Source organism: Pelomonas lactea, from assembly GCF_043555885.1.
GTDB lineage: Bacteria > Pseudomonadota > Gammaproteobacteria > Burkholderiales > Burkholderiaceae_C > Pelomonas > Pelomonas lactea.
This window is the reverse complement of sequence record NZ_JBIGHX010000003.1, coordinates 838,388-852,247: the sequence shown is the minus strand read 5'-3', so window position 1 is coordinate 852,247 and position 13,860 is coordinate 838,388. Positions and strand designations below refer to the sequence as shown.

Genomic DNA, 13,860 nt, shown 5'->3' with positions numbered 1-13,860 from the left:
GTTCAAGGCTTGATCGCCGCTGCCCCGGCCGGCACCTGGCGCGCCGCCGGGCGGCGCAGCAGGCAGAGGGCATAGACGGCGAGGAAGACGCTGCCGGCGGCGAACACGATATCGCCCGGCACGCGCAGCCACACCAGCGCCTCCATCACCGGCGAGTGGATGACCTCGGGCGAGCGGGCATGCCACAGGCCTTGCGTGATGCTCTGGTAGGCCTGGTAGATGCCGGCCGGCAGCAGCGACATGAAGACCATCATGCCGAGGCCGAGGTTCAGCCCCCAGAACGCTGGCTTGAGCCACTTGTCGGCGTGCAGCGCACGGTCGTACAGCCCGCGCAGGCAGAACAGCATCAGGCCGACGCCCAGCATGCCGTAGACACCGAACAGCGCCGCGTGGCCGTGGGCCGCCGTCATGTTCAGGCCCTGCACGTAGTACAGCGAGGCCGGCGGGTTGATGGCGAAGCCCAGCAGGCCGGCGCCGACGGTGTTCCAGAAGCCCACGGCGACGAAGCTCAGGATGACCCACTTGTAGGCCGACAGCCAGGCCACGCCCTGCGAACGGCGCCAGGTCTGCAGCGCCTCCAGGCCGATCAGCGTCAGCGGCACCACTTCGAGCGCCGAGAACACCGAGCCGACGGCGATCACCGAGGTCGGCGTGCCGGTCCAGTACAGGTGGTGCAGCGTGCCGAGGATGCCGCCGAACAGGAACACGATGGTCTCCGCGACGATGGCCCGGTTGGCCGTCGCGGCGCGGATCAGGCCGAGGTTGGTGAAGATCAGCGCGACCACGGCGGTGGCGAAGACCTCGAAGAAGCCCTCCACCCACAGGTGCACCAGCCACCAGCGCCAGTACTCGACCATCGAGTAGTGCGTGTGCTGGCCCCAGGCGAGCGAGGTCGCGTAGAAACCGCCGATGCAGGTGGCCGACAGGAACACCATCGCGATGAGGCCGCGGGTCTCCGACGGCTTCTTCAACGCCGGCCACAGCGCGCGGCCCAGCAGGAAGACCCAGAACAGCAGGCCCACGAACAGCAGGATCTGCCAGAAGCGGCCCATGCTCGTGAACTCCAGGCCCTGGTTGCCGAACCAGAAGCTGAAGTCCACGCCGCGGTGCTGCAGCGTGCCCAGCCAGCCGGTGATGGTGGAGCCCAGCACGACGATGATCAGCGCCCAGAACAGCGCGTCGACGCCCAGCTTCTGCAACCTGGGCTCGCGGCCCGACAGCAGCGGCGCCACGTACAGGCCCGTCGCCAGCCACGCGGTGGCGATCCAGAACACGCCGATCTGCGTGTGCACCGTGCGGCTGATGGTGTAGGGCAGGATGTCCGCGAGCGGCAGGCCGAAGAAGGACTGGCCTTCCACCGCGTAGTGGGCGGTGATGACGCCCATGCCGATCTGCAGCAGCATCAGCGCGATGACGATGAAGAAGTACTTGCGCGTCGCCTTCATCGACGGCGTGGCCTTGGCGCCCAGCAGCGGGTCGGCCGCGGGCACGGCGGCTTCCTGCTCATGGGCATCGCCCTTGTGCAGCCACAGCATCGCGGCAATGCCGGCCAGCAGCAGCACGATGCTGGCCATGGACCACATCGCCGCCGACGTGCTCATGACGTTGCCCACAAGCGGCTCATGCGGCCAGTTGCTGGTGTAGGACAGGCCGGTCTCGCCGGGCCGGTCCGTCGTGGCCGCCCAGGCGGACCAGAAGAAGAACGCCGTCAGCGCCTGGCGGTTCTCGGCATCGGGCAGGCTGCCCGACGTCATCGCGTACTGCTCGCGCAGCTTGTCCAGGCGCGGGTCGGTGCCGAACAGGGCGTCGTAGTGGGCCGCCACGTCGCGGATGGCCTGCGCGCGCGCGGCCGACACCTTCACGACGCCGTTGCTGTCGTCATAGGTGTTGCGGCGCATCTCGTCGCGCACGGTCTGGGCGACGGCCGCCTGATCGGCGGCGCTGAGCGCCCGGCCGCCCTGCTGCTGCTCGGCCGTGCGCAGGTTGCCCAGCGCCACGGCCTCGCGGTGCAGCCAGTCGGCCGACCAGTCCGGCGCGACATAGGCACCATGGCCCCAGACGGTGCCCAGCTGCTGGCCGCCGGCCGACAGCCAGGCCTGCTGGCCGAGCTGGATCTGCTCGGCCGTGAACAGCACCTCGCCGTCGGTCGTGACGACCTGCCTGGGGATGGGCGGCGCGGAAAGATAGATCTGCCAGCCCAGGTAGCCCAAGGCGCCGAACGACAGGACGAAGATGAGGCCCAGCCAGCGCCAGAGCCTGCTTGCGGTGTTCATGATGTGCCCTCGTAGTGGATGAAGCGGCCGGCCGTCAGGCACCACCGCAGGAGCCGCAGCAGCGGCCGTCGCCGTGGGCGGCGAGCTTGACGATGCGCACGCGCCAGACCTCGGGGCCACGCTCGACGTCGTCCCAGGTGAAGCCCTCGGGCCACTCGGCGCGGAACTGCGCCAGCAGCGGCCGGGGGTCGTGGTCGTTGATCAGCTCGACCGATTCACCGGCGGCGAGGCTGCGAAAGGTGTTGACGACCAACGGGTGTCGCTCGCGCGGGGACAGCGGGCGCAGGTCGATCCGGGTGCCGTAGCTGGTCAGTGTCATGACTGCTCCTTTTAATATGCATTTCGCATGCGTATTTTTAAGAGGCGCCGCGGGGGGCGAATTGACGTCCGTCAAACCGGTGCTGAATCGACGCCGCAGCCGGGCACGCGCGCGGCCGGGCTGACTCCGCGCATCGGGGCTGCCCGGCAGGCACAAGCTAAAATCAACAGCTGCCGTTCGCCAAGGATTCCCGGCCTTGCACGAACAAAACTTGTGACTGCACAAGGACTTGGCCGCGCGGCCCGACACTCGGCCGCCGCCCACCGAACCCGCCCTCCCGACATGGAATACCCCGGCAATCTCTTCGTCGTCGCCGCCCCCAGCGGCGCCGGCAAATCCAGCCTCGTGAAGGCGCTGCTGGAGCTGGACGCCCGCCTGGCCGTCTCCGTCTCCCACACCTCGCGCGCGCCGCGCGGCCAGGAACAGCACGGCCGCGAGTACTGGTTCATCTCGCCGGACGAGTTCCGCGCGATGGCCGCCCGCGGCGAGTTCTTCGAGTGGGCCGAGGTGCACGACAACCTCTACGGCACCTCGCGCGCCGGCATCGAGACGCGGCTGCAGGCCGGCGAGGACGTGGTGCTGGAGATCGACTTCCAGGGCGCGCTGCAGATCAAGCAGCTGTTCCCGTACGCCGTGCTGATCTTCATCCTGCCGCCCAGCTGGGACGAACTGCGCCTGCGCCTGAGCCGCCGCGGCGACACCGCGCCCGAGGTCATCGCCAAGCGCATGAACAACGCCCGCATCGAGGTGGCGCAGGCGCAGAACTTCGATTTCGTCGTCGTGAACGCGGTGTTCGACACGGCCGTTTTCGACCTCAAGGCCATCGTCCACGCGCAGCGGCTAAGATATGCGGCTCAGCGGCGCAACCGCTCTGCCGTCTTTCAGGCGCTCGATCTGCCCTGATCGCGCTTCACACCCAAGGAACACCATGGCCCGCATCACCGTCGAAGACTGCCTGACCAAGATCCCCAACCGCTTTCAGCTCGTGCTGGCCGCGACCTACCGCGCCCGCATGCTGAGCCAGGGCCACAGCCCCCGCATCGAGAGCAAGAACAAGCCCAGCGTGACCGCTCTGCGCGAAATCGCCGCCGGCGAGGTGGGCCTGGAGATGCTGCGCAAGGTGCCGGTCTAAGCCGCCCCGCGCTGCACATGAAACGGGCGTCCTCGGACGCCCGTTTGCATTTCGGCCCTGCGGGCCCGGCGCCGGCGATGTACCTGCGACTGGATGCCGCAGGCATCGCCCACCCCCAGGGTGCCGGCCCCGGTATTTCCTTGGGCCGTGGGCACGGGCAGGCTTCGGCTAAATTCGGGGCCCTATGGCTCAACGCTCCCTGACTGCCTGGTTCACACTGCCTGGATTGCGGCAGCCGGCCCCGCCAACGCCGGCGGAGGCCGCCTCCTTCGACGCCCTGCTGCCCAAGCTGGGCTACCTCAGCAAGGCCGAGGTCAAGCGCGTGCGCGAGGCGTACAAGTTCGCCGACGAGGCGCACCTGGGCCAGAAGCGTGCCACCGGCGAGCCCTACATCACCCACCCCATCGCCGTGGCCGGCATCTGCGCCGAGTGGCGGCTGGACGCCCAGGCGCTGATGGCGGCCCTGATGCACGACGTCGTCGAGGACTGCGGCGTCTCCAAGGCCGAACTGATCGAGAAGTTCGACGCCACCACCGCCGACCTCGTCGACGGGCTGACCAAGCTGGACAAGCTGCAGTTCTCCACCAAGGAGGAGTCGCAGGCCGAGTCCTTCCGCAAGATGCTGCTGGCGATGGCCCGCGACCTGCGCGTCATCCTGATCAAGCTGGCCGACCGCCTGCACAACATGCGCACGATGGGCGCGATGGCGCCGCACAAGGCGCGCCGCATCGCCCGCGAGACCTTCGACATCTACGCGCCCATCGCCCACCGGCTGGGCCTGAACCAGACCTTCCGCGAACTGGAAGACCTGTCCTTCCGCTACTTCCACCCCTGGCGCTACGCGGCGCTGTCCAAGGCGGTGGCCAAGGCGCGCGGCAACCGGCGCGACCTCGTGTCGCGCATCGAGGGCGAGATCCGCGCCGCCTTCGCCAAGGCCAGCATGCGCGTGGCCGTGCAAGGGCGGGAGAAGACGGTCTACTCCATCTACAAGAAGATGCGCGAGAAGGGGCTGATGAGCTTCGCGCAGGTCAGCGACATCTTCGGCTTTCGCATCCTGACCGAGGAGCCCCTGCAGTGCTACACCGCGTTGGGCGTGCTGCACCAGCTCTACAAGCCGCAGGCCGGGCGCTTCAAGGACTACATCGCCAACCAGAAGGACAACGGCTACCAGTCTCTGCACACGACGCTGATGGGGCCGCTGGCCACGCCGCTGGAGTTCCAGCTGCGCACCGAGGGCATGCACCAGATCGCCGAGCAGGGCGTGGCGGCGCACTGGATCTACAAGAGCCGCGGCAAGCAGGCGTCGGCGCTGATCGCGCAGCAGGCCAATGCGCGCTGGCTGCAGAGCCTCATCGACATCCAGGACGAGACGCGCGACGCCAACGAGTTCCTGGAGCACGTCAAGATCGACCTGTTCCCCGATTCCATCTACGTCTTCACGCCCAAGTCCAAGATCATGGCGCTGCCCAAGGGCGCGACGCCGGTGGACTTCGCGTATGCGATCCACTCCGACGTTGGCGACCACTGCGTGGCGGCCCAGGTCAACGGCGAGGCCGTACCGCTGCGCGCCGAGCTCAAAAGCGGCGACATCGTCGAGATCGTCACAGCGCCCGGTGCCAGCCCCAACCCTGCCTGGCTGAGCTTCGTGCGCACCGGCCGCGCACGTTCCAAGATCCGCCACTACCTGAAGGACCTGGAGCAGGAGGAGTCGCGCGAGCTGGGCGAGAAGATGCTGGCCCAGGCCATGCGCGTGGAAGGCCTGGCCCTGCCCAGCCTGGAGCTGGACGACCCCGCCGCGCCCATCTGGCACGAGCTGGCCGACTGGGCCGGCAGCACCGGCACCGAGCAGTTGCTGGTGGACGTGGGCGCCGGCCGCAAGATCGCCGCCATCATCGCCAAGAAGCTGGCCCGGCTGATGGCCGAACAGGGCCAACGCCCCGACGCACTGGCGCTGACGCTGGGCCGCTTCACCGAGACGCCGGTGGACCGCGCCAGCGTCACCATCGACGGCAGTGAAGGCGCCTCCGTGCAGCTGGCCAGTTGCTGCCGCCCCATCCCCGGCGACGAGGTGCGCGGCTATCTGGGCCGCGGCGAAGGCCTGGTGGTGCACACCTGCGAGTGCGCCGTCGGCAAGCGGTTGTTCCAGCGCGACAGCGAGCACTGGATCCGCGTGGAATGGGCCGAGGAGCTCACGCGCGGCTTCGAGGTGGGCGTGTCGCTCCTGCTGACGAACGGCAAGGGCGTGCTGGCCCAGGTGGCGCAGGCGGTGGCGCAAGCCGAGGCCGACATCACGCACATCGCGATGGGCGACGAGGCACCGGCGCTGGAAGAGGTGGAAATGAGCCTGCTCATCTCCGTGCGCGACCGACTGCACCTGGCTGACGTGCTGCGCGTGCTGCGCCGCACACCCGCAGTTCAGCGCGTCTCCCGCACCCGTCCCTGACACCGTTGTCGGTGTTGCCGGTGGGCACCACGGCCGCTCAGCGCCGTGAGTGTTTCTGTTCGCGTCCGCGGGTTAACCAGTGTTTCCGGCCCCGGTATTCCTGGGCGAGATAGCAAATTCGGGAAATCGTATTTCTCGCGATGTAACCCCATGTTTAAGGTCCGCTCCGACGCCTGAAACGGAGTAGCGGACCCAGCTCTCCGTGACGGGCCAGAACCCTGAAAACAACGACGGCCGGATCGGGACCGGCGAACACGGAGAGAGACCATGACCAGCACTCCCATGCTGCAGCGCAGCCACATCGGCACCGCTGTTTCCATTGCCCTCGCACTGATGGCCCACGAGGCGGCCCTGGCCCAGACGCCGGCCGCACCCGCCGCAGCGGCGTCCGCGCCGGCTGCCGCCAAGCCGGCCGAGGCGCCCAAGGCCAAGGCGCCGGTCAACGAGTTGGAGACGGTGCTGGTCATCGGGACGCGTCGCTCGCAGCAGTCGGCCATCGACCGCAAGAAGAACGCCGCCACCAACCAGGACTCCATCGTCGCCGAGGACGTCGGCGCCTTCCCGGACCGCAACATCGGCGAGGCCATCTCGCGCATCGCCGGCGTGGCGCTGGACCGCGGCGACTTCGGCGAGGGCGTGAACGTCACCATCCGCGGCAACGGCCCGGAGCTGACCCGGGTCGAGATGGACGGCATGGCCGTGCGCTCGGGTGCAGGCACCGACCTGCTGGGCGGCGGCGACGGCCGCGGCACCGAGTTCCGCGAACTCTCGTCCGACCTCATCAAGAGCGTGGACATCGTCAAGGGCTCCACCGCTGCAATGGTGGAAGGCTCTCTGGGAGGCGGCGTCATCATCACGACCCGCACCGGCCTGGACTTCGACAAGCCCTATTACTCGCTGCGTGCCGCGGTCACGCAAACCGACCTGAACAAGAAGAACACGCCCAACTACAACCTGGTGCTGGCGGACAAGTTCTTCGACAAGCGCCTGGGCGTGCTGATCAACCTGAACAAGTCGCGCCTGCAGAATGAGCAGCACGGCATCACGCAGGGCGGCAGCAACGGCCAGCAGGGCCTGGTGCGGCTGGCGGACTTCGATAACTCGCCCGATAAGACGTTCACCTACAACCCGGCGACCGTCAACGGTCCCGAGATGAACACGCCCAACAACGTAGCGACGCTCATCGGCGGAGGTGTCTTCAACTCCGCCACGCCGCTGGAGCTGATCACCAAGTCGGCCTCGGCCCAGACCAAGGCGGACTGCTTCACGTTGTTTCCCAACCTGACGACGGCGCAGACCAACGCCCTGACCAGCGGCAACAACCGCACCAATGCCTACACCCAGCGTCAGAACGAGCAGATCACCTGCCTGAACCAGTGGAACGACTACACGCCGTCGCAAACCGCCGGCTTCCGCTACAACTTCAAGAGTCAGGATGACCGGCGCGAAGGCGGCGATGTGCGCCTGGACTTCAAGGTCAACGACAAGCTCACCGTCTATACCAAGCTGAGCCTGAACAAGCGCCACGTTGACGATGTCGTCGGCTTCCTGGGCGTGGGCAGCGCGCCCATCTTCAACCCGGCCGGCACGTTCGTCGACAACACGACGACCAACGTGCGCACGCTGAACCCAGCGTCGAGCGCCGTGGCCTCTCTGCTGCCCAATTCGCACTCCTGGCGCGCCAGCAATGCGCCGCTCGTGCTGGGCACGACCACCAGCATCCTGCCCGGCTACACGGTCGATTCGTCCCACCACGTGACGAGCTACTCGACCAACAACGGCGTGCTCGGCACCGACACCATCTTCAGCAGCATCGACACCGACTCGAAGACGCTGATCGGCGGCGGGGAGTACAAGGACGGCCGCCTGAGCGTGCAGGCGCTGGCGGGCTACACCAAGTCCACCGCGATGCGCTATGACCGCCGCGCGTCCTTCGGCTACACCTACGGCCTGGGCAGCTACAAGCTGGACCCGAGCAACGGCCTGTGGTCGTTCACGCTGCCCAACGGCATGGACCAGCTGAACGCAGCGCTGTACTCGCAGACCAGCCCCGGCGCCGCACTTGCAGCCAATCCCGTGTCGGCGCTCAATCCGGTCGCCACGCCGGCCTACACGAGTGCGCAGCGCGGCCTCTACACCAACAACACGCAGTTGCTGGTCATCCGCTCCTTCGACACCGAGAGCAGCGAGAAGACCGCCAAGGTGGACGTGGCCTACAACCTGGTCGACAAGGTGCCGGTGTTCACGTCGCTCAAGGGGGGCATCAACTTCCGCGACACCGGTGGCAAGACCTGGACAGGCGCCGGCGGCACCATCCGGGACGCCGTGGGCACCTTCGGTCAAGCCGGCTATGTCCCGGCCGTCTACATGGAACCGGTCAACACGCGCTGGAATGTCATCGGCTGCGAGAACACAACCGGCTCGCAGGGCACGGGCGGCCAGCCCTGCGCCTACGGCTACATCCCCAACAACCAGGCCAACAAGGGCATTGGCAGCGTGGTGGCCGGCACCAACACCCTGACGCAGGCGCAGTACCAGGAACTGGTGCGCCAGACGCTGACGAAAGCACCCGCCGGCCAGTTCTACGGCGGCTCCAAGGACCGCCCGGCCAACCTGATCGACGGCTGGAACCAGATCGATGTCGACAAGCTGTTCCAACTGGCGGGCATCCCGGTTCGGCTGGACTGCTTCCGCCAGTGCACAGCGTCAGACGGCAAGGTCTACGACATGCCCATGACCAGCTTTTCCGAGAAGAGCAAGGCCGCCTACCTGATGTCGGACTTCGAGCTGCCGCTGTGGGGCAATGCCGAGCTGTCGGGCAACTTCGGCGTGCGCGTCGTGCAGACCGACGTGCAGGGCACCGGCTTCATCACCTTCCGCTCGGTGCGCAAGACGGCGTCGTTCGACCCGCTGAACCCCACCGCCCCGGGCGGCACGACCACCTACTCCGTCGTGCAGGCGGCCACCATCGCCGACAAGTCCACCGACGTGATGCCGTCGCTGAACCTTGCGTTCTGGCCCATCGCCGACAAGCTGGCGGCGCGCTACAACATCGGCCGCACCATTGCGCGCCCGCCCATGTCCAAGCTGCTGGCCTCTGGCGGCACCAACGTGGTCTGCGCGCTCAGCCAGGTCATCCAGGAGGAAAGCCCCGACGAGGCCGATGGCTCGGTTGCCGACCAGTTCTGCACCGGCACGATGGGCAACCCGGCGCTGAAACCCCAGACCAACGTCAACCAGAACCTGTCACTGGAGTGGTATGCCAACCGAGACACCAGCCTGTCGCTGAGCGTCTTCCGCCAGCGCGGTCTCATCGGTGCGCCCACGATCGGCCGGCTGCGCAACAACACCAAGGTGTTCCAGAACAGCAACGCCGTGGACCCGCAGACGGGCACGGCGCTGCGCGACATCGAGTTCAACTTCTCGCAGTGGGACAACGCAGCCCCGTCTACCCGCCGTGGCATCGAGTTCGGCGTGAAGACCGCCTTCACTTTCCTGCCGTCCATCCTGCGCTACACCGGCATCGACGCCAACTACAGCCGCGCCCGCTCCAGCCAGGGCGCCCCGGTGCTGGACCTGATCAGCGGCGACGTGATGCCGGTCGGCAACGAGCCGAAGTACTCGTGGAACGCATCGCTCTGGTATGACGACGGCGGCTTCCAGGCCCGCGTGGCGATGCAGGTCGTGGCACCGCGCTACTTCCTGTTCTCGCCCAACACCGGCAACAACGTCGGCGTCTTCAACTACCCGTCGGTCGGCACGGCCTACCGCACGGGCCTGACGAGCTACAACCCCGGCGCACCCATCTGGGGCAAGAAGACGGCCTACGTCGACGGCAAGGTCTCCTACCGCTTCAAGAACGGCCTGGAAATCTTCGCCGACGTGCGCAACCTGACCGGCGAGCGCGTGCAGAGCAACACCGGCGGCTACCAGGACTACGCCGACGGCGTGCCCAGCATCTACACGGACGGCTACAGCGGCCGCCGCTACATGGTGGGTTTCACGCTGCGCAGCCCGCGTTAAGCAGGAGGAGTGTCCGTGACCGACAGCGTCCGCCCTTCCCGAACTCCAAGCCGGGCGGCGTCTGCCGGCTTGGCGCTCTCGTTGACCCTCCTGGCCGCGGTATCGCAGGCGCAGTCACCGGCCGCCAGCGCCCCCGCAGCCAACACGCTGGACACCGTCAAGGTGAACGGCAGTCGCGGCGGCGGCGTCGACCCCTCCATCGTCGACGCCGCCAAGAGCAAGGTGCTGTCGCGCAATTTCGCGTCGTCCTGCGCGTTCATGAGCGGCTACTCGGCGGCGGATGACGCCGTGACGCTGGCCTACATGCGGGACTTCCGCCTGATGGACAGTCCGTCCAACGAGTCCGAGCGTTTCAGCGACCTCAGCCCCGACGGCAACGCCAAGACGGCATCGGTGGGCAGTGCCATCGAGGAGCAGACCACGGCGTTCGGCGCCGGCGGCAAGGACGCGATGGCCCCCGCCACCGTCTGCGGTGCCGGCGACCGCCGGTTCGCCGCCGGCCGCAACTGGATCGCCCGCAAGGACAAGTCGCTGACGCAGGCGTTTGAGGCCTACGAGGCCGGCAACTACGCCGAGGCACGTGCGCGCTTCGAGCAGGGCTGGAAGAAGCTCGGCTACGAGGAAGCTGCGCTGATGCTGGGCCGCCTGCACCTGCTCGGTCTGGGCACGCCGCGCGACACGCCCAAGGCCATCGCCTGGCTGCGCGAGGTCGTCGACGCGCGCTACGACCCGGTCAAGGACCGGTTCCAGTTCAACCCGCAGAAGCCGGACCTCATCAACACGCGCGTCGAGGCGGCGTTGCTGCTGGCCCGCATCCACCTTGCCGGCCAGGGCGTCGCGCGTGACCCGGCCCAGGCCTACAAGTGGTGGAGCAAGGCGCTGGACTACGGTTTCGAGCCCGCGGGCACGCTGCTGGCCCAGGCGCACCTGAGCGGCATCGGCACGCAGACCGACGTGAAGCCAGCGCTGGCCTATCTGGAAGCCGCCAGTCAGGCCGGCGACGTGACCGCGCTCTACATGCTGGGCCAGCTCTACCACCACCAGCTGCCTCGGCAACCCGACGGCGTGCCGCTGGACCTCCAGCGCGCCGGCGCCTACTACGGCGCCGCCGCCAAGGCCGGTCACCTCGACGCCACGCTGGCCGCCGCCCGCATGATGGACCTCGGCGAAGGCCTGCCGGCCCCGGCGCCGGAGCGCGCCGTCGTGCTCTACAAGGACGCCGCCCTCAAGGGCAACGCGGACGCGCAGAACGCGCTGGCCACGTTCTTCTACCGCGGCGAGGTGGTGCCGCAGAACCTGGCCACCGCACGCCAGTTCTTCCAGGCCGCCGCGCAGCGACGCCAGCCGGACGCGATGTTCAACCTCGCCGTCATGCTGGCCCAGGGCCAGGGGGGCGACAAGGACATGGCCGCCGCCTACGCCTGGTGCAGCCTCAGCAAGAGCCTGGGCCACCCGCAGGCCGCCGCGGCACTGCCTGTGCTGGCGGCAAGCCTGACGCCCGAGGAGAAGGCCCGCGCCGACGCGATGCTCAAGCCGGCGCCGAAGAAGTCCTGAGCCATTCCCGGCCGCGGCCGGGGAGCTTCATCACGCTCCGGCCGCAGGCGCCCGGGGCTTCATCACCCCCCGGCCGCAGGCGCCGGGGGCTTCGTCACTCCCCGGCGGCAGGCGCCGGGGGCTTCGTCACTCCCCGGCGGCAGGCGCCGGGTAAGTCACCTCGACGACCTCGATCTTCTCCACGCCCACTGGCGTCACGAGGTTGAGCTCGTCGCCCACGCGCGCCTTCAGCAGCGTGCGTGCGATGGGCGAGATCCAGCTGACCTCGCCGGCCAGGCTGTCGGACTCGTCGATGCCCTTGATCGTGATCGTCTTCTCGTCGCCCCGGGCGGTGGCGTAGGTCACCGTCGCGCCAAAGAACACCTGCTCGGAGCCATGGTGGGCGCTGGGGTCCACCACCTCGGCGATGTCCAGCCGCTTGGTCAGGAAGCGCAGCCGCCGGTCGATCTCGCGCAGCCGCTTCTTGCCGTAGAGGTAGTCGCCGTTCTCCGAGCGGTCGCCGTTCTTGGCCGCCCACGAGACCGTCTCCACCATCCTCGGTCGCTCGACGTCGATGAGCTGCATGAACTCCGCCCGCAGCCGCGCGTAACCGCCTGGCGTCATGTAGTTGCGCGTGCCCGCGGGCAGCGCCGGCAGCGACGGGCCGTCGCCGTCATCATCATCCGGCGCGTCGGATTCCTTGGTGAAAGCCTTGCTCATGCCAACATTGTCCGATGCAAGCGCCCTCCTCCCGCGGCCCGCTCGCCGGGCTGCACGTCATCGAGATGGCCGGCCTCGGCCCCTGCCCGCTGACCGGCATGCTGTTGGCCGACCATGGCGCCGACGTGCTGGTCATCGACCGCCCGGGGACGCCGGCCATCACCACCGGCACCGGGCTGGACCGCGGCAAGCGCCGCGTCACGCTGGACCTGAAACACGCAGACGGCCTGGCCGAGGCCCGCCGGCTCATCGACGGCGCGGATGCCGTCATCGAGGGCTTCCGCCCCGGCGTCATGGAGCGGCTGGGGCTGGGGCCCGACACGTTTGTGGCCAGCCACCCGCGGCTCGTCTACGGCCGTGTCACCGGTTGGGGCCAGACCGGCCCGCTCGCACAGGCAGCCGGGCACGACATCAACTACGTGGCGCTGACCGGCGTGCTGTCCGTCGCATCGCGGCCCGGCGTGGTGCCCAGCATCCCGGCCACGCTGATCGGCGACATGGGCGGCGGCGCGATGCTGCTGGCCTTCGGCCTGATGGCCGCACTGTGGGACGCGCAGCGCACCGGCCGCGGCCGCGTGGTGGACGCCGCCATGGTGGACGGCGTGGGGCTGATGTCCAGCCTGCTGCACTCGCTGCGCGCCGCCGGGCAGTGGGCCGACGACCCGGCACGGAACTTCTTCCTGCACGGCTCACCGTTCTACGACTGCTTCGAGTGCGCCGACGGCCGGCACGTGTCGCTGGGCGCGCTGGAGCCGCAGTTCTACGCGGCACTGCTGCAGCGCCTGGGCCTCACCGATGTCGACCCCGCGGCCCAGCACGACACCCGCCAATGGCCGGCACTGCGCGAGCGCGTGGCGGCACGCATCCGCGAGAAGACGCGCGACGAATGGACCGCGCTGCTGGAGGGCAGCGACGTCTGCTTCGCGCCGGTGCTGACGCTGGCCGAGGCGCCGCAGCACCCGCACGCGCAGGCGCGCGGCAGCTTCGTACAAGACGACGACGGTCACTGGCAGCCAGCGGCCGCGCCCCGCTTCTCGCGCTAGTCGCGCGCAAACACTCCAAGCGCACAAAGAAAAACGCCCCGAAGCAAGCTTCGAGGCGTTTCAACATCTTCTTGTTTTGGCGCGGCTGGCAGGATTCGAACCCACGACCCCTTGGTTCGTAGCCAAGTACTCTATCCAACTGAGCTACAGCCGCTGGTATTTCGACGGTGGTGCGGGCGGCGCGCTAACGCACGGACCCGAGAACTTTCTTGTTGTTGTTGGCGCGGCTGGCAGGATTCGAACCCACGACCCCTTGGTTCGTAGCCAAGTACTCTATCCAACTGAGCTACAGCCGCTGCAAGCCTCACAGTATAACCAGATTTTCACACCCTCAGCAAGAGTTCGCCGGTTTTATGTCGTGCCCCCCCTGGAAA

9 protein-coding genes and 2 tRNA genes are annotated in these 13,860 nt (G+C 68.2%); 6 read left to right on the top strand and 5 right to left on the bottom strand.

What is annotated here, in order from left to right:
- Window positions 1–2: 2 nt before the first annotated feature.
- Together ACG04Q_RS12520 and ACG04Q_RS12515 are read right to left on the bottom strand one after the other, a co-directional pair.
- Window positions 3–2,273: a nitric-oxide reductase large subunit gene (locus ACG04Q_RS12520; protein WP_394511254.1), complete on the bottom strand. Its 2,271-nt coding sequence runs from the start codon at window positions 2,271–2,273 to the stop codon at window positions 3–5.
- Window positions 2,274–2,307: 34 nt separating this feature from the next.
- A complete protein-coding gene (locus ACG04Q_RS12515) occupies window positions 2,308–2,592 on the bottom strand; it encodes a DUF2249 domain-containing protein (RefSeq protein WP_394511253.1) in 285 nt (94 codons plus the stop codon).
- Window positions 2,593–2,874: 282 nt separating this feature from the next.
- On the opposite strand from ACG04Q_RS12515, the gene gmk reads away from it, so the two are divergent.
- The 5 genes from gmk (at window position 2,875) to ACG04Q_RS12490 (ending at window position 11,744) form a co-directional block, all read left to right on the top strand.
- Entirely contained in the window at window positions 2,875–3,495 is a 621-nt protein-coding gene (gene gmk, locus ACG04Q_RS12510) for a guanylate kinase (RefSeq protein WP_394511252.1), read from the top strand.
- A 25-nt stretch (window positions 3,496–3,520) separates the two neighbouring features.
- Window positions 3,521–3,724, top strand: a complete 204-nt coding sequence (gene rpoZ / locus ACG04Q_RS12505; protein ID WP_233371272.1) for a DNA-directed RNA polymerase subunit omega — start codon at window positions 3,521–3,523, stop codon at window positions 3,722–3,724.
- 184 nt (window positions 3,725–3,908) lie between these two features.
- Window positions 3,909–6,167: a RelA/SpoT family protein gene (locus ACG04Q_RS12500; RefSeq protein WP_394511251.1), complete on the top strand. Its 2,259-nt coding sequence runs from the start codon at window positions 3,909–3,911 to the stop codon at window positions 6,165–6,167.
- 267 nt (window positions 6,168–6,434) lie between these two features.
- Window positions 6,435–10,190 (top strand): TonB-dependent receptor, encoded by a 3,756-nt coding sequence (locus ACG04Q_RS12495; protein ID WP_394511250.1) that lies wholly within the window; start codon window positions 6,435–6,437, stop codon window positions 10,188–10,190.
- Between the two features lie 81 nt (window positions 10,191–10,271).
- On the top strand, window positions 10,272–11,744 hold the full coding sequence (locus ACG04Q_RS12490) for a tetratricopeptide repeat protein (RefSeq protein ID WP_394511249.1): 1,473 nt from the start codon (window positions 10,272–10,274) through the stop codon (window positions 11,742–11,744).
- Between the two features lie 126 nt (window positions 11,745–11,870).
- On the opposite strand, the gene greB is transcribed toward ACG04Q_RS12490, so the two are convergent.
- Window positions 11,871–12,443, bottom strand: a complete 573-nt coding sequence (gene greB, locus ACG04Q_RS12485; RefSeq protein WP_394511248.1) for a transcription elongation factor GreB — start codon at window positions 12,441–12,443, stop codon at window positions 11,871–11,873.
- 14 nt (window positions 12,444–12,457) lie between these two features.
- Here greB and ACG04Q_RS12480 point away from each other — a divergent pair, with 14 nt between their 5' ends.
- Window positions 12,458–13,486, top strand: coding sequence for a CaiB/BaiF CoA transferase family protein (locus ACG04Q_RS12480; RefSeq protein ID WP_394511247.1), 1,029 nt, complete (start codon window positions 12,458–12,460; stop codon window positions 13,484–13,486).
- Between the two features lie 77 nt (window positions 13,487–13,563).
- Here ACG04Q_RS12480 and ACG04Q_RS12475 read toward each other — a convergent pair.
- Together ACG04Q_RS12475 and ACG04Q_RS12470 are read right to left on the bottom strand one after the other, a co-directional pair.
- A tRNA-Arg gene (locus ACG04Q_RS12475) sits at window positions 13,564–13,640 on the bottom strand.
- A 65-nt stretch (window positions 13,641–13,705) separates the two neighbouring features.
- Window positions 13,706–13,782, bottom strand: a tRNA-Arg gene (locus ACG04Q_RS12470).
- Window positions 13,783–13,860: the final 78 nt, after the last annotated feature.

What these genes read in the sequence shown, in the direction of transcription:
- ACG04Q_RS12520 (WP_394511254.1), bottom strand. Translation starts at nt 2,273, where the DNA reads ATGAACACCGCAAGCAGGCTCTGGCGCTGGCTGGGCCTCATCTTCGTC.
- ACG04Q_RS12515 (WP_394511253.1), bottom strand. Translation starts at nt 2,592, where the DNA reads ATGACACTGACCAGCTACGGCACCCGGATCGACCTGCGCCCGCTGTCC.
- gmk (WP_394511252.1), top strand. Translation starts at nt 2,875, where the DNA reads ATGGAATACCCCGGCAATCTCTTCGTCGTCGCCGCCCCCAGCGGCGCC.
- rpoZ (WP_233371272.1), top strand. Translation starts at nt 3,521, where the DNA reads ATGGCCCGCATCACCGTCGAAGACTGCCTGACCAAGATCCCCAACCGC.
- ACG04Q_RS12500 (WP_394511251.1), top strand. Translation starts at nt 3,909, where the DNA reads ATGGCTCAACGCTCCCTGACTGCCTGGTTCACACTGCCTGGATTGCGG.
- ACG04Q_RS12495 (WP_394511250.1), top strand. Translation starts at nt 6,435, where the DNA reads ATGACCAGCACTCCCATGCTGCAGCGCAGCCACATCGGCACCGCTGTT.
- greB (WP_394511248.1), bottom strand. Translation starts at nt 12,443, where the DNA reads ATGAGCAAGGCTTTCACCAAGGAATCCGACGCGCCGGATGATGATGAC.
- ACG04Q_RS12480 (WP_394511247.1), top strand. Translation starts at nt 12,458, where the DNA reads ATGCAAGCGCCCTCCTCCCGCGGCCCGCTCGCCGGGCTGCACGTCATC.